General features: G+C 45.7%; 20 protein-coding genes. 3 read left to right on the top strand and 17 right to left on the bottom strand.

Annotated elements, in window-relative coordinates; all coding sequences use genetic code 11:
• Window positions 1–88: 88 nt before the first annotated feature.
• From AB6F11_RS17585 to AB6F11_RS17505, 17 genes are all read right to left on the bottom strand, one after another.
• Window positions 89–1,312: a beta-ketoacyl-ACP synthase gene (locus AB6F11_RS17585; RefSeq protein WP_017062286.1), complete on the bottom strand. Its 1,224-nt coding sequence runs from the start codon at window positions 1,310–1,312 to the stop codon at window positions 89–91.
• Window positions 1,309–2,034, bottom strand: a complete 726-nt coding sequence (locus tag AB6F11_RS17580; protein WP_102393639.1) for a 3-ketoacyl-ACP reductase FabG2 — start codon at window positions 2,032–2,034, stop codon at window positions 1,309–1,311. The genes AB6F11_RS17585 and AB6F11_RS17580 overlap by 4 nt, the downstream gene beginning before the upstream one ends.
• On the bottom strand, window positions 2,031–2,495 hold the full coding sequence (locus AB6F11_RS17575) for a hotdog family protein (RefSeq protein WP_017062284.1): 465 nt from the start codon (window positions 2,493–2,495) through the stop codon (window positions 2,031–2,033). Before AB6F11_RS17575 ends, AB6F11_RS17580 begins: the two co-directional genes overlap by 4 nt.
• Window positions 2,488–3,687: a beta-ketoacyl-[acyl-carrier-protein] synthase family protein gene (locus AB6F11_RS17570; protein WP_017062283.1), complete on the bottom strand. Its 1,200-nt coding sequence runs from the start codon at window positions 3,685–3,687 to the stop codon at window positions 2,488–2,490. The genes AB6F11_RS17575 and AB6F11_RS17570 overlap by 8 nt, the downstream gene beginning before the upstream one ends.
• 5 nt (window positions 3,688–3,692) lie before the next feature.
• Window positions 3,693–4,316: a DUF3261 domain-containing protein gene (locus AB6F11_RS17565; protein ID WP_029235193.1), complete on the bottom strand. Its 624-nt coding sequence runs from the start codon at window positions 4,314–4,316 to the stop codon at window positions 3,693–3,695.
• On the bottom strand, window positions 4,313–6,685 hold the full coding sequence (locus tag AB6F11_RS17560) for an MMPL family transporter (RefSeq protein WP_048659798.1): 2,373 nt from the start codon (window positions 6,683–6,685) through the stop codon (window positions 4,313–4,315). Before AB6F11_RS17560 ends, AB6F11_RS17565 begins: the two co-directional genes overlap by 4 nt.
• Complete coding sequence (locus AB6F11_RS17555) at window positions 6,657–7,337, bottom strand: outer membrane lipoprotein carrier protein LolA (RefSeq protein ID WP_102393640.1); 681 nt, start codon at window positions 7,335–7,337, stop codon at window positions 6,657–6,659. The genes AB6F11_RS17560 and AB6F11_RS17555 overlap by 29 nt, the downstream gene beginning before the upstream one ends.
• The gene (locus tag AB6F11_RS17550; RefSeq protein WP_017062279.1) at window positions 7,324–7,827 is read right to left on the bottom strand and encodes a thioesterase family protein; all 504 of its coding nucleotides are present in this window, start codon (window positions 7,825–7,827) and stop codon (window positions 7,324–7,326) included. The genes AB6F11_RS17555 and AB6F11_RS17550 overlap by 14 nt, the downstream gene beginning before the upstream one ends.
• 39 nt (window positions 7,828–7,866) lie before the next feature.
• On the bottom strand, window positions 7,867–9,414 hold the full coding sequence (gene hutH / locus AB6F11_RS17545; RefSeq protein ID WP_017062278.1) for a histidine ammonia-lyase: 1,548 nt from the start codon (window positions 9,412–9,414) through the stop codon (window positions 7,867–7,869).
• The gene (locus tag AB6F11_RS17540; RefSeq protein WP_102393641.1) at window positions 9,392–11,191 is read right to left on the bottom strand and encodes a glycosyltransferase; all 1,800 of its coding nucleotides are present in this window, start codon (window positions 11,189–11,191) and stop codon (window positions 9,392–9,394) included. Before AB6F11_RS17540 ends, hutH begins: the two co-directional genes overlap by 23 nt.
• Complete coding sequence (locus tag AB6F11_RS17535) at window positions 11,184–11,546, bottom strand: 3-hydroxyacyl-ACP dehydratase (protein ID WP_017062276.1); 363 nt, start codon at window positions 11,544–11,546, stop codon at window positions 11,184–11,186. Before AB6F11_RS17535 ends, AB6F11_RS17540 begins: the two co-directional genes overlap by 8 nt.
• A gap of 88 nt (window positions 11,547–11,634) precedes the next feature.
• On the bottom strand, window positions 11,635–13,023 hold the full coding sequence (locus AB6F11_RS17530; protein WP_102393642.1) for an AMP-binding protein: 1,389 nt from the start codon (window positions 13,021–13,023) through the stop codon (window positions 11,635–11,637).
• Between the two features lie 6 nt (window positions 13,024–13,029).
• Window positions 13,030–13,587, bottom strand: coding sequence for a septation protein IspZ (locus tag AB6F11_RS17525; protein ID WP_048661929.1), 558 nt, complete (start codon window positions 13,585–13,587; stop codon window positions 13,030–13,032).
• Entirely contained in the window at window positions 13,587–13,844 is a 258-nt protein-coding gene (locus tag AB6F11_RS17520; protein ID WP_004739745.1) for an acyl carrier protein, read from the bottom strand. Before AB6F11_RS17520 ends, AB6F11_RS17525 begins: the two co-directional genes overlap by 1 nt.
• A 10-nt stretch (window positions 13,845–13,854) precedes the next feature.
• Window positions 13,855–14,115, bottom strand: a complete 261-nt coding sequence (locus tag AB6F11_RS17515; RefSeq protein WP_004736154.1) for a phosphopantetheine-binding protein — start codon at window positions 14,113–14,115, stop codon at window positions 13,855–13,857.
• A 105-nt stretch (window positions 14,116–14,220) separates the two neighbouring features.
• Window positions 14,221–14,991: a 1-acyl-sn-glycerol-3-phosphate acyltransferase gene (locus tag AB6F11_RS17510; RefSeq protein ID WP_102393643.1), complete on the bottom strand. Its 771-nt coding sequence runs from the start codon at window positions 14,989–14,991 to the stop codon at window positions 14,221–14,223.
• On the bottom strand, window positions 14,991–15,737 hold the full coding sequence (locus tag AB6F11_RS17505; protein ID WP_170960949.1) for a beta-ketoacyl synthase chain length factor: 747 nt from the start codon (window positions 15,735–15,737) through the stop codon (window positions 14,991–14,993). Before AB6F11_RS17505 ends, AB6F11_RS17510 begins: the two co-directional genes overlap by 1 nt.
• Window positions 15,738–15,809: 72 nt before the next feature.
• Here AB6F11_RS17505 and AB6F11_RS17500 point away from each other — a divergent pair, with 72 nt between their 5' ends.
• From AB6F11_RS17500 to AB6F11_RS17490, 3 genes are read left to right on the top strand one after another with little or no spacing between them, the layout of a single operon-like run.
• On the top strand, window positions 15,810–16,199 hold the full coding sequence (locus AB6F11_RS17500; protein WP_017062271.1) for a hypothetical protein: 390 nt from the start codon (window positions 15,810–15,812) through the stop codon (window positions 16,197–16,199).
• A gap of 28 nt (window positions 16,200–16,227) precedes the next feature.
• Window positions 16,228–17,301 (top strand): methyltransferase, encoded by a 1,074-nt coding sequence (locus AB6F11_RS17495; RefSeq protein ID WP_017062270.1) that lies wholly within the window; start codon window positions 16,228–16,230, stop codon window positions 17,299–17,301.
• Window positions 17,302–17,324: 23 nt separating this feature from the next.
• Window positions 17,325–18,566, top strand: coding sequence for an NAD(P)/FAD-dependent oxidoreductase (locus AB6F11_RS17490; protein WP_017062269.1), 1,242 nt, complete (start codon window positions 17,325–17,327; stop codon window positions 18,564–18,566).
• The last annotated feature ends 126 nt before the right edge of the window (window positions 18,567–18,692 follow it).

Raw genomic sequence — 18,692 nt, 5'->3', positions numbered from 1 at the left:
ACCATATCACTTACTACCGTTTTTGTTTTTAGTTCCCGCTAATCCGCGATGAACCTTTTTATTTACTTAGCGTTTTATGTAGCTAAGCTTAGACTTTCTTGAAGATGATAGAGGTGTTGATTCCACCAAAAGCAAAGTTGTTGCTCATCAAGTATTCAACATCCAATTCGCGACCTGAGCCCGTGATGTAATCGAGCTTGCCGCACTGTTCATCGACATTCTTAAGGTTTAGGGTTGGGCTGAACCAACCGCTATGCATCATCTCTAGGCTGAGCCACGCTTCAATTGCACCACATGCACCAAGCGTATGGCCAAAGTAACTCTTAAGAGAGCTGATTGGTACTTCACCAAAGATATTCGCTGTCGCGTTACTCTCTGCAATATCACCTTTTTCAGTCGCAGTACCGTGCGCAGAAACATAGCCAATCTTCTCAGCTGGAAGTTGTGCGTCTCTCAATGCTTTCTCCATACAGATTTGCATGGTTTCCATCTGAGGTTGAGTCACATGAGCCGCATCACAGTTGCTCGCAAAACCTATGATTTCTGCGTAGATCTTTGCGCCACGAGCAACAGCATGTTCGTACTCTTCAAGGATCAGGGTTCCAGCGCCTTCGCCGATAACCAAGCCATCACGCTCGCTGTCGTATGGGCTAGGGGATTTCTTGGGTGTGTCGTTTTTTAAACTGGTAGCGAAAAGGGTATCGAAAACGGCAGACTCAGTTGGGCATAACTCTTCACCACCACCGGCAACCATTACGGTTTGGTAACCATGCTTGATCGCTTCATAGGCGTAACCAATGGCTTGGCTTCCTGAAGTACAGGCGCTGCTGGTGGGAATCACGCGGCCACGCAGACCAAAGAACAGACCTACGTTTACCGCGGCTGTGTGTGGCATCATTTGAACGTAAGTGGTTGCTGTGATTGCTCGTGTCGACTTCTCGTTCAGCATTACTCCGAAAGCACCAACCGCATCGGTACTGCCAGTTGAAGAGCCGTAAGCGATACCAGTTTCGCCATTGGTCAATACATCGTGACCAATTAAGCCGGCTTGCTCCAATGCATTCTCAGTCGCAACGGTAGCTAGGCGTGATACACGGCCCATGCCACGCACTTGCTTACGCTTGTAGTGTTTAGGCAGTTGGAAGTCATCAATAGGCGCGGCAAGTTTTGTGTTGAGACCATCATATTGCTCGAAGCTTGGCATATATTGAGTCGCATTTTCACAGGCCTTTAGCTTAGGCTCTATCTGTTGCCAGTCGTTACCAAAAGCAGTAACACCAGACATTCCAGTTACAACAACGCGGCGGGTCATACTAAGCCTCCATTTACTGAAATCACTTGGCGAGTTACGTAGCCTGCAATATCAGACATTAGGTAGCTGACTAGGCCGGCTACTTCTTCCGGCTCACCCATACGGCGCAGTGGTACTTGAGGAAGTGCATGATCTTTCACGTGCTCGTCAATCATACCTGTGTCAATTAAGCCAGGAGCGACACAGTTTACCGTGATCTTGCGTTTTGCGAGTTCTAGAGCAAGAGACTTAGTTGCGCCAATCACCCCCGCTTTTGCTGCAGCATAGTTAGTTTGACCACGGTTACCCATAATGCCGGATACCGACGCTAGAGTGACGATACGGCCACCTTTACGCTTTTGAACCATAGGCATTACACAAGGGTGAAGTACGTTGTAGAAGCTATCTAGGTTGGTATGGATCACACCATCCCACTCTTCTTCCGTCATCGCGGGGAATGCAGTGTCACGAGTAATGCCCGCGTTGTTCACTACACCATAGTAAGCACCATGTTCAGCGATATCAGACTCAAGCTTTTCGCGACACTCGCTTCGTTTGCTGATATCAAATTGAATAAGACGTCCAGCGCCACCCAGTTCGGTGATCGACTTTAGCGTCTCTTCAGCACCTTGCTTGTCACCCATGTAATGAACGGCGATTTCAAACCCGTCTTTCGCGAGTTGAATAGCGATCGCTTTACCAATACCTTTACTGGCACCAGTGACTAAAACCTGACGGCTCATGATGGGCTCCTAGTTTTCATTTCTTGTAATTTTTGTTCGGTCGGCACGTAGACGTTGAGTTGGCATTGAGCCACTAACTCACCTCGGTCTTCGACTCTTGCGGTAAACACAGCCATACCGCTGTCTTCCATCATCTGTTCGGCGTAGATATCAAGGGTCTGACCTTGAGTAAACTCATCACACAGTGATTTATAGCGACGAGAGCCGAGTAAGAATCCGATTGGGGGCGTGGTGCCGTTTTTAAGTGCGTGATATCCAGACCATGCCGCTACAGACTGCGCCATAAACTCGATTCCAACATATGCTGGTACCGTTTGAGATTCGGCGTCAAAGAACAGATTATGGTCACCAATATCGACCTGACAGTGGATCGACAACGCCTCTACGCTGATAGCACGATCGATTAATATCATCGGATCATCGTGAGGGAGAAGTTGGTCTACAGAAGGGATATCAGTCATTTACTACACCAAAAATCAGGCTAATGTTGTTGCCACCAAAAGCAAACGAGTTGCTTAAGATGTTCTTTGCTTTAAGTTTCTGTGAACAGTTTACCAAATCAATCTCAATATCTTCAGCTTTATCCTGACATTTTTGTAAGGGAAGCGGTAAGTCATATTTCAAAATATGCCACGCAATTGCAGCCTCAATCGCACTTGCTGCGCCTAGAGTATGCCCGGTCAGCGGTTTGGTAGAACTGACGGGAACCTTGTTTGCAAAAATACGATGAATGGCTTTACTTTCCATCGAGTCATTGAGTGGCGTTGCTGTACCATGTGCATTGATATAACCAATGTCTTCTGCGTTTAACTGTGCAGAATGTAACGCTTTTTTCATTGCTTGTTCAGCACCATTGCCTTCAGGGTGAGGCGCTGAAATGTGGTGTGCATCAGAGCTGTCCCCACAGCCCAATAAGGCAATGTTTGACGTGTCTTGTGCTGCATTAACACCGGCTAACTTTGTTTTGCTGAGCAACATAAATGCCGCTGCTTCTCCTATGTTGATACCTTCTCGGGTTGCACTAAATGGCTTACAATGTGTTGTTGAGAGTGCTTCAAGACCGTGGAAACCATTGAGTGTCAGCTTACACAATGTATCCACACCACCCACTAACACGGCATCAGCCATACCTGAATCTAATAAGCGCTGGGCGGTCAGAAATACGCGGCCACTGGATGAGCAAGCCGTAGATATGACGTAGTTTGGCCCCGTTAATGCGCAATACTGGCTAACGAACTCTGAGGTATCACCAAGCTCTTGTTTTGAGTAATGGTAATCTGCTGGAAACTCGCCGTTTGCCAATTTTTGTTTGAAGACTGCTTCACCATCGGAGATCCCAGATGTGCTGGTGCCAATAACAACAGCAATTCTATCTGCGCCAAACTGAGATTTGGCTTGCTCGATAGAATCTTCAATTTGGTGAAGAGCCGACAGCGCCAGTTGATTGTTGCGAGTGGCGTATTGCGTAAGATCTGAAGGAATCGGTGGTAGTTCACCCGCGATCTGACCAACGACAGTGTGTTTACCATCGTTCAGCATATCGTGCACTTCGACCATATTTGATTCACGCTCGTCTTTTAGACAGCCATGAATATCGGCAATCTCTGAGCCTAGCGCTGAGTGGAAACCACAGTCTTGGATGTAAATAGGCATAGTGTTCAACTCTTACTTGGATTGTCGACAATCGTTGAGTTCAACGTTTGTATGGTGATGTTGTAGCCCAGGGTCAAATGTTTGAAAACAATGTCGCCTGCCGTTTTGTGTGTACCAGGATCTGTTTGGTAATCAATTTGAATGATTGCCTGTTGGTTTTCATCAAATACGGTTCTTGTTTTGTCGGTATCGACTAGGTGCCAACCTATGCTTTGTAAAGGCTGAGCCCATGCTTCAGCCGGCCATAAGGTAAGCATTAAATTAAATAGCACCTGTTCAGGTTGTGGCAAAGTTGCGCCAAGCCCAGACAAAACCTGCGTATCAATTACTTGATTCTGGTATTGCAGCGATAGAATGCGAGTACCCCAAGAGGAGAACCCCGCCAAAACCACTTTACCTGGTGTGACTTCGACTTGAACCGGAAGCTGCTGTGTATCATTTTCCCACGTAGCGCTAATCAACTGACTGGCTGTTAATGAGTATCCCAGTTCAGCTGGCAGTGGTAGTGCTAGATCGGTGTCTTGATCGATAGACACGCTCGCACCACTTGGCTGCTGAGAAACCATCGAGCAGGCACTCATTAGAATGCCCACTAGTATGGCGAAGGTTACCTTTAATGTCTGGATCATCTAAAAGCCTCTCGAGTAATTGGTCCTTCTACGTTTTTACTACTGTTGATCGCGAGTGGAGAAAGCAGCCAAGCGACAAAGATCCCTGTCAGAACCGTCACCCCGAAGCTATGAATAGCATGAGTCTGGCTCAGCGACAGTAAGCCGAATGAAAGTAGTGTTGTGAGACCTGACAAGGTGATCGCTAATAAGGTGCTCAGCGATTTCTTTTGCTCAGCAAAGAATAGGGTGTAGTCTATGCCAATCCCTAAAATCAGAATCAAACCAAGCAGGTTAAATAGGTTCAGTGTCGAGCCTAAAATGCCCGTGACCGCCAAACCTGCTACGCCTGCAATCAATGAAGGCAACAGCATTAACAGGCTTTGCTTCACACCATAGCGCCAGCCTAACAGCATGCCAATAGCTGCCAATGCTATCAATAACAGCTCGGTAATCTTGACGCGGTACTCAGCAAAAAGAGAGGAGATTTCATCCGCTTTATTGAGGTGTTTCACACCTTGCTTCTGAGCAAAATCTGACTCCAACCACTGTGAGAACAGCTCAGCATCAGTGACGTCTTTTATCAAAATGACCGACGCTGCTTGCCCGTCGATAGGTTTTAACCAAAGTGGTCGAACAGGCTCTGAGACTGGAGACTCCAAAAATCCAGATACCGTGATTGGTTCGAATTTTGGTAGTTCTGGAAACGTAGACCAACCGAGAGAGCTTTGTAATATATGGCTTTGTTGACTATAGAGTTGTTCAACCAACTGATAGTTATCATGCTGTTCTTGTTTACTTAACAAGTGTTGATTGATGCTGCGATACCCGGAGATACCTTGGCTATTGACCAGCGAATCTAAGCTTGTGGTGATTTCTGTCAATTTTTTGAGTAGCTTTTGGTCGCTCTGAGCTGTGACCAAAAGCATATTTTGACCACTGCCTAACCCTGATATCTCAGTAATGGCTTGCTCTTGTTGTTTGAGTTGTTCGGGCATAGCCTGAAGCTGGCGAATATCGTCGTCGTAACGAATTTGACTGAGTGACATCAAGCTAACGACAGTCACTGTTAACGGTAAGCCAATTCTAAATTTTTGGTTGCTCCAAAGGCTTAACCAAGTATGCCAAAGTTTCGACAGGGGAAGAGGGCGCTCTTGGCCTGGTTTTACCGCTAAAACGGGGTACCAGCACACCACACTGGCGTAAGCTGCGATCAGTCCAATCGACGAAAACAGAGCCAGTTGCTGCAAGCCTGGGAATGGCGCAACCAGTAGCCCTAAGTATCCGATTAAGCTGGTGATTAAACCTAGAGTGATGGCAATGAAAATATGCTTTAGGCCTTTATCGCTCTGCCAGTGGCTTCCTGCGGCCAAACGGTCAGTGAGATAGTGAAAAGAGTAATCGATGGATACGCCAATCAAGCTAGCGCCAAACACCAAGCTGAATAGATGCACCTTACCAAAGATAGCGACAGTGCTTGCCAGTGCAACCAATAATCCTGTACTGATTGAGAGTAAAGATAAGGCAAGTGGTAGCGCACTACGAAATGTCAGCCACACCAATAAAATAACGCCTGCCAATGAGCCCAAACCAATGGTACTGATTTCTGATTTCGCGCTTTCGGTACCGTAATTGGCGTAGAACACCACACCAGTATGCTGCACCTTGACGCCAAATTGTTTTTCGACCTCGCGCTCAATTGAATCAAGATCTGGAAGTTGTTCTTGAATCGCCAAGCTATAAGGTGAGTCCGCCAGAGTAGCCGTGACTAAAATATGAGTTTGCTCATTCGACTGGGCCGTGAGATAGCCCTCTTTCAGAACAAAGTTACTTGATTGGACGCCAATAGCACTGATGTAGTCGCGAAATAACAAGAATGGGTCGAGAGATAACTCTGCTGCAGTGACGCCTGAGAATGGATTGTACAGAGACTGAATGACATATTGAGCTCGCGAATCAGGCGAGTGTGTCAGCGTCTCTTTTTGTTGTTGGGTCAGCAGTTGAGATCGGTGACGAAAATAGAAATCGCTCCACTGGCTTTGAGTGCTGGCGTTGATTTTACCTTGAACTTGCTTAAACAGAGTTGGCTGACTTGAAAAAGTTCTTTGGTTGAGAGCTTTTTCAAAAGCGTCGGTCGCAACCATGGTTTGTTCGATATCGGGAGCGCTTATGATAAATACCACTTGCTCGCTCATCGAGCTGGATATCTGCTGAAAGGCTTGCTCTACCATTGGGTCTTGCTGGTTTTCGGGCAGTAACTTTAGAATGTTGCTTTCAATCGGTACCGACGAAGAAAAAGCGAATTGTTTGGTCAACAACCCGCTAAACAGCATTACAACAACAAGCCAAACAAGGGCAAGACTAGAGTTGGAATTGTTTCGCTTCAGCATCTGATAATACTTCCGGTAGATGGCTTAACTGACTGAATTCGATCATTGTGCTATCTCCACGAATCTCTTTCAACTCAATACGTTCAATATCGCTGTTGCCTTGCAGCGTGATAGCCTCAAACACCGCATTCATCGGTGCATTTTTGGGCTTTAGAGTCAGTGTCCATGCTTGTACATTTTCATCAGAGCTGGTGTTAGTTGCGGGCTCAAAATTGAGTGCGAACTGTTCCTGAAGTTTTTGCGTGTCCCCATGAAACACTGACAAGAAGATATGGCTGAAATAAAACGCCATTGGATTTTCTTTGTCGGTGATGATTTTTGCGGGTTGATCGGCAAACCTTTGGCTCAGTTTGTTATCGGTGAGCACTAAGTTCACGGGAAACGGAGTGGTTTGTGTCCAGAGTAAGCCACTTGATTTGTCTAACAGAAATGTACCTTGTGACGTTAAAGGCTGGGCGAACATCTCCATATTGCGTGTTTGAGTGAACTCACCACGCACAATACTATTTTCGCTGAGCACCGTCTGCAGCTCTGAAATAGAATTGACAGCAGCAGAGTTTTCTTTGGCGCTTACAAGGCCGCTTGCCATCATCGCAGTAAGTCCAATTAGCGCGATATTGATGTATTTGCGACTGCGTTTAAACAGATTCATGGTTCACCTGCTGTGGGTTAGAGGTTTGTGTTTGATGTTCAGTTGCTAGAGGTAAGCAACCAAATTGGTGCCAGTGTTCGACTTTGTCAGTAAACACTTTGGGTGAGGCAAAGCACATCTCTTGTTCTTCGATGGTGACGGCAACCTGCATGGTGTGAGCACGTGTCATTCGAGCACCGGTTAGAGCATCATGAATTTCATAATCGACGCGCAGGCGATTTTCCCACTCGGTGAGTTTCGCCGTTACCTTAATCTTGTGATTAAACGGTATCGCCTTAATGTATTTCACGCGGGTATCGATGATAGGCCACATGTAGCCAGAATCCTTCATCTCATGGTAGTTGTACTCAATCTTATCCATCATGATGCGCCTAACTTCTTCAAAGAATCGGAAGTAGTTGCCGTGATAGATCACGCCCATTGGGTCGGCATCTTGGAATGAGGTGATAAGTGTCACCTCAGATTGTAATGGGTGAAGGATTTCAGACATAAATCGCTCTCAACAATATTGCGTAAAGGGTTGGCTACTTTATGAGTAAAGTGACCAGTGCTGACTTTGAATACGAGCAATGAAGTGGCGTAGATCGCCTTCAAGTGGTCGATCTTCTACGATAAATTCAAACTCCTTAAGCACTTCGTCGCGAATGTGCTTGAGGTTCTCACTCATGTGGTGCTCATCAAGCTCATTGTGGCGCTTACGAAGTTCGAGTGCTTGTGTCCCCGCCAGTAGTGACGCTGCTGCCACTTGTTCGGTTAGCTCTAGAACGCGTAAACAGTCACGAGCTGCGATGGTGCCCATACTCACTTTATCTTGGTTGTGACACTCAGTTGAGCGAGAGAATACGCTTGCTGGCATGGTGTGTTTCAATGCTTCTGCTGTCCAAGCTGAAACGCCAATCTGTACTGCTTTAAAGCCGTGGTTGATTGGCTTACGTTCGCCTTCAGCACCCGTTAGGTTGAATGGCAAACCGTTGTTGAACTTGTAGTCCATCAGCTGAGCCATTTGACGGTCAAGCAGATCAGCAAGGTTCGCAACTGCAGTTTTTAACGTATCCATCGCCATTGCAATGTGTCCACCGTAGAAGTGTCCACCGTGCAGTACGCGCTCATTATCACCATCGATAATTGGGTTGTCGTTGGCACTGTTTAGCTCGTTCTCGATCATTTGGCGTAGCCAAGGCAGAGAGTCTTGAACCACGCCGATAACATGTGGAGCACAGCGCAGAGAGTAACGATCTTGGAGGCGATCACTGTTACGTGGCGGGCGATCCGCTTGCAGATCATCACGCAGCCATGCAGCAACTTGTTGTTGACCAGGATGAGGTTTGACTGCAAACAGCGCTTCATCGAAATGGAAGTCATTGCCGTGCATACCGACTGATACCATAGCGGTGATCTTAGTTGATAGCTGAGCTAGATATTCCGCACGCTTGTAAGCGATACAAGCTAATGCCGTCATTACAGACGTACCATTCATCAACGCCAAGCCTTCTTTTGGCTTAAGTTTGATAGGGCTAATTCCTAACTCTTTGTAGACGTCACTGGTTGGGCGCACTTCACCTTTGTAGATTACATCACGCTCACCAATCAGTGCTGCGGCTAAGTAAGACAGAGGTGTTAAGTCGCCACTGGCACCCACCGATCCTTCTTGAGGAATGCGTGGTGAGATGTCTTGGTTGATTAGGGTAACGATCTGGTTGAGTAGATCGTGAGTCACACCAGAGACACCTTGTGATAACGAACAAAGACGAGTTGCAAGGACTGCACGAGCTTGTTCGTGAGACAATATTTCACCTAAACCACAGCCGTGAAAACGTGTTAAATGCAGTGGTAGCTCGTCAACTAGGTTTGGCGGAATCGCAACCGTACATGAGTCACCGTAACCCGTCGTTACACCGTAAATCACACCTTCTTCTTTCAATAGGCGTTCTAAGAAAGCGACACCACGGTCGATCTTAGATGTGAATGCTTCACTTGTGTTCATCGAGGCTTTTGCGCCTTGTGAGATAGCGACAACATCCTCAATCGTGAGGCGCTCGGCACCAAAGGTGATGCTATTTGGATTCTTTTTCGTCATGGTGCTTGCTCAATGTCCAAAAATTAAAAAAGTTGTACCACTGAAGCGGTGCTTGCAGTGTGTAGTGCTGAAGTCGATTTGCGTATTTTTGCACGACTTGCTGTAAAGATTGTTCGCGAGTCTTTCTTGGTAGCTCGATCTTGTTGCTAAAATGCTCGAAATAGACATTAAAATGCGGCTTAGATTGTGAGTCGTCACGTAACCCAAACAGCAAAAATACGGGTGCTTTGAGAACCGAGGCTAACATAAATGGACCTTGAGGGAATGGAGCTTCCTTACCTAAGAACTCAGCCCATACTGAGCGGCTCTCTTTGCTGGTGGAAGTTCGATCGCCAACAATCACGATCCATTCGCCTTGCTCTAGTTTCTGTTGTAACAAGATAGCGGTATCAGGCCCCATCGATGTCACCTGAATCAGATTTAAATCAGACTGCGGGTTAACCGCTTTCATCACGGAATTAAAACGTTCGGCGTGTTCTGTAAAAACCAGGGCGTTGATTTTGATGTTCGAGTGTCTGCGACCTAAAGCTCGGCACAGCTCAATATTGCCAAGGTGAGATCCAAGGATTAGCACACCTTGCTTATTTGCCACCATGCTCTCGAACTGGTCTTGGCCATGAATAGTCAGGTTATCTGCCGAGAAATCACCTTTCCATGCCGCGAGCTTGTCGAGCATCGTATGGCCAAATGAAAGCAGATGGTTGTAACTGGTTAGTTCTCCGGGGAGCTCAATATTTTGCTGTTCCGCATAGGCTTTTAATTGGAATAGATATTGTTCGGAAGCGTTTCGCGCACGCTGGCCCGTCAAGTGGTAGTAACGCATCACACCACGCAGAATGAGGTTGAACACACCGCGACCTAACAAGGTATAAATGGCTAATAACAGCTTAATGCCTAATACTGTGCCGCGTTCTTGAGTGCGGGACCAGTGTGGTTGTTCAGAAGCTTGCGGCTCTGAATCAGTCGATAAATTTGGGTTATTATCAGCTGAATCGGATTTGAAATGGCGAGCAATCAGTTTTGGTGCTCTTGGCAGCATGCTGAAGAATAGACGTGTATGCATCCAACTGATTTTGACGTTATCCCACAACGCATCGAAATGAGAGATGCCGTTCTCAGGATAGATAACGCGCGTTTCAACGAAGTCTATGTCGCAACCTTCCCAATACAGGCGAACCAAAATCTCGATATCGAAGTCCATTCTCGAACCAACATCGTACTTATTCAACACAGTTTGAGTTTGGTTGATAGGATACGCTCTAAAGCCACACATGCTGTCTTTAATTGATAAAGAAAGGGTTTCTATCAATACCCAGATATGTGTCGCGTAGCGCCCATAGAGCCTTGCTTTGGGTACGCTGTCGTCGTAGATAGGCTGGCCTGATATCAGACGTTGTGGCTTAGCTTGTGAGGCCTCAATCAATGTTGGCAAGGCTTCCAGGTCGTGTTGCCCATCAGCATCTATCTGAATAGCGTGGCTAAAGCCTAGTTGCTGCGCTTTTTTGATTCCGGCTTTTACTGCGCCGCCTTTACCTTGGTTCTGTTCAAGCGTCACCAAGGTTACGTTTGAATTCTCTGCTAGGGGAGACAGAAACTGTTTTGTTGTGAGTTCACTGCCATCGTCAACGATGATGATCGGTAACTCAAAATGATGAAGTGACGACACCACAGCCGGCATGGTTGCGCCATGGTTAAAGCACGGGATAAGGAAGCAAGCCTTGTAGCTGCTTTCTTTTGTGTGGTGTTGAGAAGTAGCCTCGACGGGAGCGCTATTCACTTTTTTCTCCCAGCTTCATTTTGCCTGAAGAGTGGGTCTGTTCACCGTTGTTTGATGTGTAACTAAAGCTCAGCTTGTCTTTGTCAGCATCCCATTTGAGTGATAGCTGGATTGTAGCGTCAGGCAGGATAGGCTCTTGGAACTTAATGACTTCCATTCCTTTAAAGAAACCAGGAACGCCTAACTCTTGGACTGCGTAGTGAAGTGCCCAATCAATTTGCGTGACGCCAGGTAGAATAGGGAAGCTCTTGAAGTGCCCATTAAAGTCGGTGATATCTCCGCTAACATGAAGTGTCAGGGTCGATTCATTTTCTACCGTGTCTACAGCAATGATGTTTGGTTTTCTTTTATCCATAGGGAGTGCTTAGAATCCTTGGGCAAATATTGGTTCTTTGACAAAAATATAAAAAGATAATCTCAGTGTAAAATACGATCAGCGGTTTCTATGATTTTATTAGCTGTTCTATGTGAGATGTTAATCGCTTACCTTGGCTGTTGAGGGGGATCTCATCGACAACACGGTATTTTCTCGGGATTGCGATTGGCTCTAACCACTTTCTGAGTTCTGTACGCAGCATCAACCAGAATTTACCTTTGCTCATGGTCGATAGAGCGGCTTGGCCTTCATCTGATAATACCAAAACAGAGGCTAATATTAATCGCTCAGGCTCCTCAAATGGAATAACCACGCATTCACTTATCCAAGGCAGTTGCTCCAGTCGCTTTTCCACTTCAACCAGTGATACTCGCTTTTCTTCTATCTTGATCACTCGGTCCGTTCGGCCCTTCAATATGAATTGATTCTCCGAGACCATCTCGCACTCATCAGAGGTTTGATACCAGTTATTCTTATCGATGTACGGCGACAATAACTTAATGCAATTCTCACTGTTGAGACTAGCCTCAATACAGGCAAAAAGCTGCCAAGGCGTTTGAGCGCTCTCTTGCTGACGAAATGCGATGCCACCGGTTTCTGTGCTACCAAAGACTTCAATCGGTAAATGACCAAGCAGATCTCGTGACTGGTGAGCCGACTCGGTAGGCAATGGACCACCCGAAGAGAAGATTCCTGCAAGTTGTACCTTGTTGGTCTCATGCTTTAATCGTTTAAGTAGCGCTGGGCTGCTGATCAGTACACAGTTTTGATTTGCGTGAGATAAGATCTGTTCTGGGTATTCAAGGTTGTGTCGAGCAAATGGAACACCAGAGCATAGTGGCCATAAGATTCTAAACAGCAAACCATAGATATGTTGATGAGAAACTGTGCTTTGGATTTGGTTTCCCTTGAGTAACTCACCCCAGTTCTTGTGTAACTGAGCGGTCTCAATATCGAGGTGCTCTAACGTTTTATCTATCGCTTTTGGCGTGCCACTTGAACCTGAAGTGAACAGAGTTAATGGGACTGTTGCCAAATCAATGGTCGTAAGATTCTCGGTTAGAGGTTTTTGTGCTTCAGTGTTTGAATCCAATAAGGTTTGGATATTACGAACGTCATTCACCTCAACTTCGCCAATCGAGTTATCAACTAGCAGGCAATCAAACTGCTTACTTAACTCAGCAAGCGCACATGGCTGGTAGTTGCCCGGTAAGATGATGTGTTTGTTGGCTGCTGTACATGCCAAAAAGGCCACCGAAAATAGGTAGCTGTCTTGGGTACAAATCGCGATTCGTTGAAAAGGGGATAAAGACAAAAATTGTACGAGTTGAGATAAGTCGTCGTTAAATGTTTGCCACGTAATCTCGCTATTGTCGTCAAAGCAGACAATAGATTCAGGGGCTCTGTCCTGGCTAAGAAGCTCAGACAACGAGGTGTAAGATACGGTTTGGGTCATAACAATTTAACTCTGACGAATGCGCTGTCTTACTACCCACTCTCCTGCAAAGAGTAACCCTGCAAACAGATAGCTGAGTAAGCCATTGTATAGGGTCCATACTTCTAGCGGTTGGAAGCAGGTGTAAAGGGCAATAGAGCCATTGATAACAAAGAACAAGCACCACATTTTGGTGACTTTTCGTGTGTAATCAACGCCACTTTGCGGAAGTTCAGGCTCTTGAAGGCGAGCAAGACGTTCGATAATCGTTTGTGGTTGCCATAGGCTCGAAGCGAATACAACCAGCATACAAACATTAACGATAACGGGATAATAGGTTAGCCAGCCGTGTTGCTTAAAGGCTAAGCCTAAAGCCAGCAGAACAATACCGGCACTTCCACTGATCCAAGCTAGGTGTTTTAGCTCTTTGATTTTAGCCTGACCGCCGGTGAAAATGCGTACAGCAAAGATAGCGGCTAAGGCAATACCAACGGTTTGTAAGCCAAACTTGTTGAGTCCAAAGTAAACCGCTATTGGATAAGTGAAAAGTATAATTGCCGACAGTAAAGTCAGCAGAGGACGCATTAGGCGTCCTTCAATAGTTCAACCACAGATTCGACAACGTCATTAACGGTGCGCACTGCTTTGAACTCTTCAGGTTTGATCTTCTTACCTGTGACGTTCTGTAGGTGAACGACCAAATCAACGGCATCAATGCTGTCTAGGTCTAGATCAAGATAGAGATGAGCTTCAGGGGTGATATCTTCAGCGTCAAGCTCGAACAGCTCAATAAGCGCATCTTTAACCTGGTTGTATACTTCTTGTTGGTTAGCTTGTGTCATAAAGATCTGTCTAGTTATTCGTTTGAGAAGAGATGTAGTTCGCTAGATTTTCAACTGACGCAAAGTGCTGTCGAGTGTTTGAATCATCTGCATCGATAACAATGTTGTACTTTTTCTTGATAGCAAGGCCAAGCTCAAGGGCATCGATAGAGTCTAGTCCAAGTCCATCACCAAATAGTGGAGCTTCCGTTTCAATCTCATCAATGCTCATGTCTTCAAGGTTCAATGCGTCGATGATCAGTTGTTTCAGTTCGTTGTGTAATGTTTCCACTTTGGCCTACTTAATGCTTTATCTGAATGCTGCTTTAAGGGGGCGATTCTACATTATATGAGGTATTTTCGAAATGCCGATATCGCCTGTTATGTTATTGATACGCTAAATGTTTTCTTCGGAAGGGAAAATTGTTTGTGCAAGATGATGATTAAGGCGCCTTGCTGCCGAAGTTAAATTATTTGAGCCTTCAATAAATGGTTCGACTTCTATTTTACCTTTCACCGCGACATGAAAAAAGGGCTTCGACGCAGGAACTTGATACCATTTTTTCTCTTTCGTTAAGAATGTCGGAGAAACCGTAATATGAATCACGCGTAAATCGGTTTGTGTTCGAGTCGCGATTTGTGCCGCCCCACGCTGTAAGGATGGTTCAATTCCTGGCGTTGTGCGAGTTCCTTCGGGAAAAATCAGCAGGACATTGCCACGTGAGAAGCGTTCTTCACAGCGCTCTAAAAGATCGTCAGGGGCTTGGTTCGGTATATAACCTGCCGCTTTGACAATCCTTTTCATAAAAGGGTTTTCCCAAATGGCCGCTTTGACGAGGCAATCACATTGAGGAAGTTGGGAGGCGATCAGCACATAGTCAATCAAACTTGGGTGGTTGGCAACGATGATGCAATTACGATCTTCACGTAGCAGCTCGGCACCATCAATTCGGTAATCGATTGCTCCGGTGAACTTCATGATCTGGCAAAACGCATTGAATGAGAAACGGATTAATCGCTGTGCTTTAAGCTCTCTTTTAATGGTATTGGGAGTGGTTAGCGCGATAGTCGGTAAGATTAAGAAGCTCAATACTAAGCCACCCAAACCAAAGATGGTAAAGCAGAGGCCTGTCGCGAATACTCGCCAATACTGGTCTACTCTGCTCATTACGCTGTACCTGTCTCGGTGTTATTTACCCAAGACCAAGTTTGGTGCTTGCCAGCAATAGCCCACTTATTTGTACCTAATAAGATATGTTGGAGCGTTTGTAACCCTTGTGGTAACACGGAAGATGCTTGGTTGGTCTCTACTGTCCTAGTAATAGAGTATTCACTGCCAGCGGTGAGCATTAAGCCCAGCGCATAATCAGCAAAGTTCTGTGTTTCGTACTCTTGGTAGAGCTCGGGCAGAGGTTGGTCGAAATCGATAACTAACACTCGATGCGACGGATATTGATGAAGGTAAAGATAAGCTTCGATCAGAGCGTTATGGAAAGTATCTTGCCCTGCGGCTATTGAAGTCAGTGGAATCGGTGCTTTGGCGGCAATGGTGGTTAGACCGGCTGCGGTATTATGTACCGACTGCGAGAACGCCATTGGTGAGGCATCGTCACCTTCTAATATCGACTGAATCAAAGTGGCGGTTCGATGCAACTCACCATGTCGGCTAGCAAAGACCAGATAATCAATCGAGGTGTCTTTTAATAGGGTTAACGCGGTTTGGACAGCAAGTTTGCTTTGCACACTCATTCGGCGGCGCATCATTGGAGGAATAGCTTTAAATTCAGTTGAGCCATCTTGTGGCCAATCTAAATTAGTGCTCCACGCTTGCCATTCAGCAATAGAATTGAGCCCCGCTGAATTTGCAGACCATTTCTCAATATTAAACGACATTAATTGGGATTGATTTGACATAGAGTATTGATTTGCTTTGAGTCTAACTAAATACTATGCGCGCTTATAAATAAACACAGATAAGGAATTTAAATGAAATTACTAAAAATAGCAGTTTCAATGTTATTCATATTCGTTCTTGCAGGATGTGGACGCGTCCAACCTGTAATGAATGTTGAGGATACTCCAGTTGCACTGAATCTTCAAAGTAAACAGGTTAAATCAGCTATTTCTGAATCTGCTGAAAATCGAGGCTGGTTGGTTTCAGAAATAAAGCCTGGTTTGATCCGCGCTGAATTGTATGTTCGTTCGCACCACGCTGTGGTTGAAATTCCTTATAGTGATAAGTTTTACTCTATTCTTTACGTTGAATCAGAGAATTTGAAGTACGACGATGGTGAAATACACCGTAATTACAACCGTTGGGTTAATAACTTAAACGTTGATATTAAACGTAAGCTTGCGCAAATGGCAGCTGAGTAACTCTCTATTATTTAAAGTTAGGTTTTTCGTGTCGGAATATAAATTAGATCCATTCAACGCATTAGAAGCAAAAACAGAAGCGCAGAAATTGTCTTTCGCTCCGATTGTTTTTCATACTGCTCGTACACTTCGTGATTTAGGCATTTTGAAAGCGTTAGATGACGCGGGCAACGAGGGTTTACCAGCAGAGTCTATCTCTGAATCGACCGGTGTCTCTGAGTACGGCGTGAAAGTCCTGCTCGATATGGCGTTAAGTGCTCATATTGTGACTTGGGAAAAGCCTAACTACAAAATGGCTAACCTTGGTTTCTACCTTCTGCATGATGGTATGACTAACGCAAACATGGATTTCACAGCCGATGTTTGTTATGCCGCGATGATGCATCTAACAGAAGCGATTGAAGAAGGCACACCTGCAGGCTTGAAAGAGTTGGGTGATTGGGAAACCATTTACCAAGGCTTGTCTCAATTGCCAGAAAAAGCAAAAGAGAGTTGGTTCAAGTTTGATCACTTCTATTCGGATCGCTCGTTCCCTGTGTTACTTGAAAAAGTCTTCAGCAAGAAACCTAAGTCGCTGGTGGATATCGGCGGCAACACGGGTAAGTGGGCGATGCAATGCTGCAACCATGATGCGGACGTTGAGGTGACGATTGTTGATTTGCCACAGCAGCTAGAAATGGCAATGGCAAACGCGGCAAAGCATGGTCATCAAGAGCGAGTCACGCCATTCCCAGCGAATATGCTCGATAAACAGCAAACTCTGCCAACGGGCGCGGATGTTTGGTGGATGAGTCAGTTCCTTGATTGTTTCTCGCCAATGGAGATTCTGAGCATATTAAAGCGCGTTCGCTCTCATATGTCAGAAGATGCGACTGTCTATATCCTTGAACTGTTTTGGGATTCACAGAAATACGATGCGGCTTCTTATAGCTTAAACGCGACGTCTCTCTACTTTACCTGCTTGGCCAATGGCAACAGTCGTTTTTACCGCAGTGAAGATTTCTTAGAGATTGTTGAAGAAGCGGGCTTTGAAGTGGTAACGCGTACCGACGATATCGGTCTTGGTCACACGCTTCTAGAATTGAAAGCTGGCGCGCAATAAAAATAACAAACATGGCTTAAATAATGAAAAAACTATCAACTCAAGTGGTGATCATCGGAGCTGGGCCATCAGGGTCTATTGCTGCGTCTTTACTTCATAAAAAAGGCATCGATGTTCGAGTGATTGAAAAGAGCGTATTCCCTCGCTTTTCTATTGGTGAAAGCCTATTACCAGCTTGTATGGAAGTGATTGAACAGGCTGGGATGACTGACGCAGTGATCAACGCTAACTTCCAATACAAAGATGGCGCTGCCTTTCGCAAAAATGGCGTTTATACGGCGTTTAATTTTGAAGACAAGTTCTCTTCTGGCCCTGGAACTACGTTTCAGGTTCAGCGAGGTGCCTTTGATAAGGTTTTGGCAGATACGGCTGAGGCGCAGGGTGTCTGCATTGATTACCAACATGAGTTAATGGGCATTAATTTCACCGACGACAGCACCATTTTAGATGTACAAGTGCTGGGTGGAGAGCGTTATCAGATAGAAGCGCAATACGTTCTGGATGGCAGTGGTTTTGGTCGAGTGCTACCAAAAATGCTTAACTTGGCAGAGCCGTCATCGCTCCCTCCACGCAAAGCTATTTTTACGCACATTAACGATCATATTGCAGAGGTGGATACCGATCTTGAATATGACCGAAATAAAATTCTTATCTCTGTGCATCCAACCAACCCTGATGTTTGGTATTGGTTGATCCCGTTTAGTAACGGTGTCTCTTCGTTTGGTGTCGTAGGAGAGCCTAAGTTCTTTGAGTCCTATCCAGAAGACAAGATTGCTGCAATTAAACAGCTGGCAGCGGAAGAGCCGGGCTTGGCTGAGATACTGGCAAGCGCCGAGTATCCAAACCCTGCGGGTGAAATTGGTGGCTATTCTGCCAATGTAAAACATTTGGCGACGGATAAGTACGCGTTGCTTGGCAATGCTGGTGAGTTCCTTGACCCGGTGTTCTCGTCAGGCGTGACGATTGCGATGAAGTCGGCACAGTTTGCGGTTGAGTGTGTCGAAAAGCAACTTAACGGTGAGAAGGTAGATTGGGAACGCGATTATGCCGCTCCTTTGATGGTTGGTGTAAACACCTTTAGAACGTATGTTGAGGGGTGGTACTCAGGTACTTTGCAGGATGTGATTTTCTATCAAGATCCAAATCCAAAGATTAAGCAGATGGTGTGCTCAATTCTGGCGGGTTACGCATGGGATCAAGCCAACCCTTATGTGAAAGAGTCTAAGCGCCGATTGGCGACACTGGCTGAGATATGCCGAAACTAGGTAATCGATTTTGTATGTAGCAATACTCTAAATTGCCACGATGGATCGTCATAAATTAAAAACAGCCGCAATGTGCGGCTGTTTTTGTATCTGAAAAATATGGGCGGTCAGCTTAATCGGATTTAA

Origin of the sequence: Vibrio sp. 10N.247.311.14 (assembly GCF_041467715.1) — a bacterium.
Taxonomy (GTDB): Bacteria; Pseudomonadota; Gammaproteobacteria; order Enterobacterales; family Vibrionaceae; genus Vibrio; species Vibrio crassostreae_C.
The sequence above is the reverse complement of the archived record's forward strand: the minus strand, read 5'-3'. Positions and strand labels throughout refer to the sequence as shown.

Coding starts and splice junctions, on each gene's coding strand:
- AB6F11_RS17585 (WP_017062286.1), bottom strand. CDS start 1,312: ATGACCCGCCGCGTTGTTGTAACTGGAATGTCTGGTGTTACTGCTTTT.
- AB6F11_RS17580 (WP_102393639.1), bottom strand. CDS start 2,034: ATGAGCCGTCAGGTTTTAGTCACTGGTGCCAGTAAAGGTATTGGTAAA.
- AB6F11_RS17575 (WP_017062284.1), bottom strand. CDS start 2,495: ATGACTGATATCCCTTCTGTAGACCAACTTCTCCCTCACGATGATCCG.
- AB6F11_RS17570 (WP_017062283.1), bottom strand. CDS start 3,687: ATGCCTATTTACATCCAAGACTGTGGTTTCCACTCAGCGCTAGGCTCA.
- AB6F11_RS17565 (WP_029235193.1), bottom strand. CDS start 4,316: ATGATCCAGACATTAAAGGTAACCTTCGCCATACTAGTGGGCATTCTA.
- AB6F11_RS17560 (WP_048659798.1), bottom strand. CDS start 6,685: ATGCTGAAGCGAAACAATTCCAACTCTAGTCTTGCCCTTGTTTGGCTT.
- AB6F11_RS17555 (WP_102393640.1), bottom strand. CDS start 7,337: ATGAATCTGTTTAAACGCAGTCGCAAATACATCAATATCGCGCTAATT.
- AB6F11_RS17550 (WP_017062279.1), bottom strand. CDS start 7,827: ATGTCTGAAATCCTTCACCCATTACAATCTGAGGTGACACTTATCACC.
- hutH (WP_017062278.1), bottom strand. CDS start 9,414: ATGACGAAAAAGAATCCAAATAGCATCACCTTTGGTGCCGAGCGCCTC.
- AB6F11_RS17535 (WP_017062276.1), bottom strand. CDS start 11,546: ATGGATAAAAGAAAACCAAACATCATTGCTGTAGACACGGTAGAAAAT.
- AB6F11_RS17530 (WP_102393642.1), bottom strand. CDS start 13,023: ATGACCCAAACCGTATCTTACACCTCGTTGTCTGAGCTTCTTAGCCAG.
- AB6F11_RS17525 (WP_048661929.1), bottom strand. CDS start 13,587: ATGCGTCCTCTGCTGACTTTACTGTCGGCAATTATACTTTTCACTTAT.
- AB6F11_RS17520 (WP_004739745.1), bottom strand. CDS start 13,844: ATGACACAAGCTAACCAACAAGAAGTATACAACCAGGTTAAAGATGCG.
- AB6F11_RS17510 (WP_102393643.1), bottom strand. CDS start 14,991: ATGAGCAGAGTAGACCAGTATTGGCGAGTATTCGCGACAGGCCTCTGC.
- AB6F11_RS17505 (WP_170960949.1), bottom strand. CDS start 15,737: ATGTCAAATCAATCCCAATTAATGTCGTTTAATATTGAGAAATGGTCT.
- AB6F11_RS17500 (WP_017062271.1), top strand. CDS start 15,810: ATGAAATTACTAAAAATAGCAGTTTCAATGTTATTCATATTCGTTCTT.
- AB6F11_RS17490 (WP_017062269.1), top strand. CDS start 17,325: ATGAAAAAACTATCAACTCAAGTGGTGATCATCGGAGCTGGGCCATCA.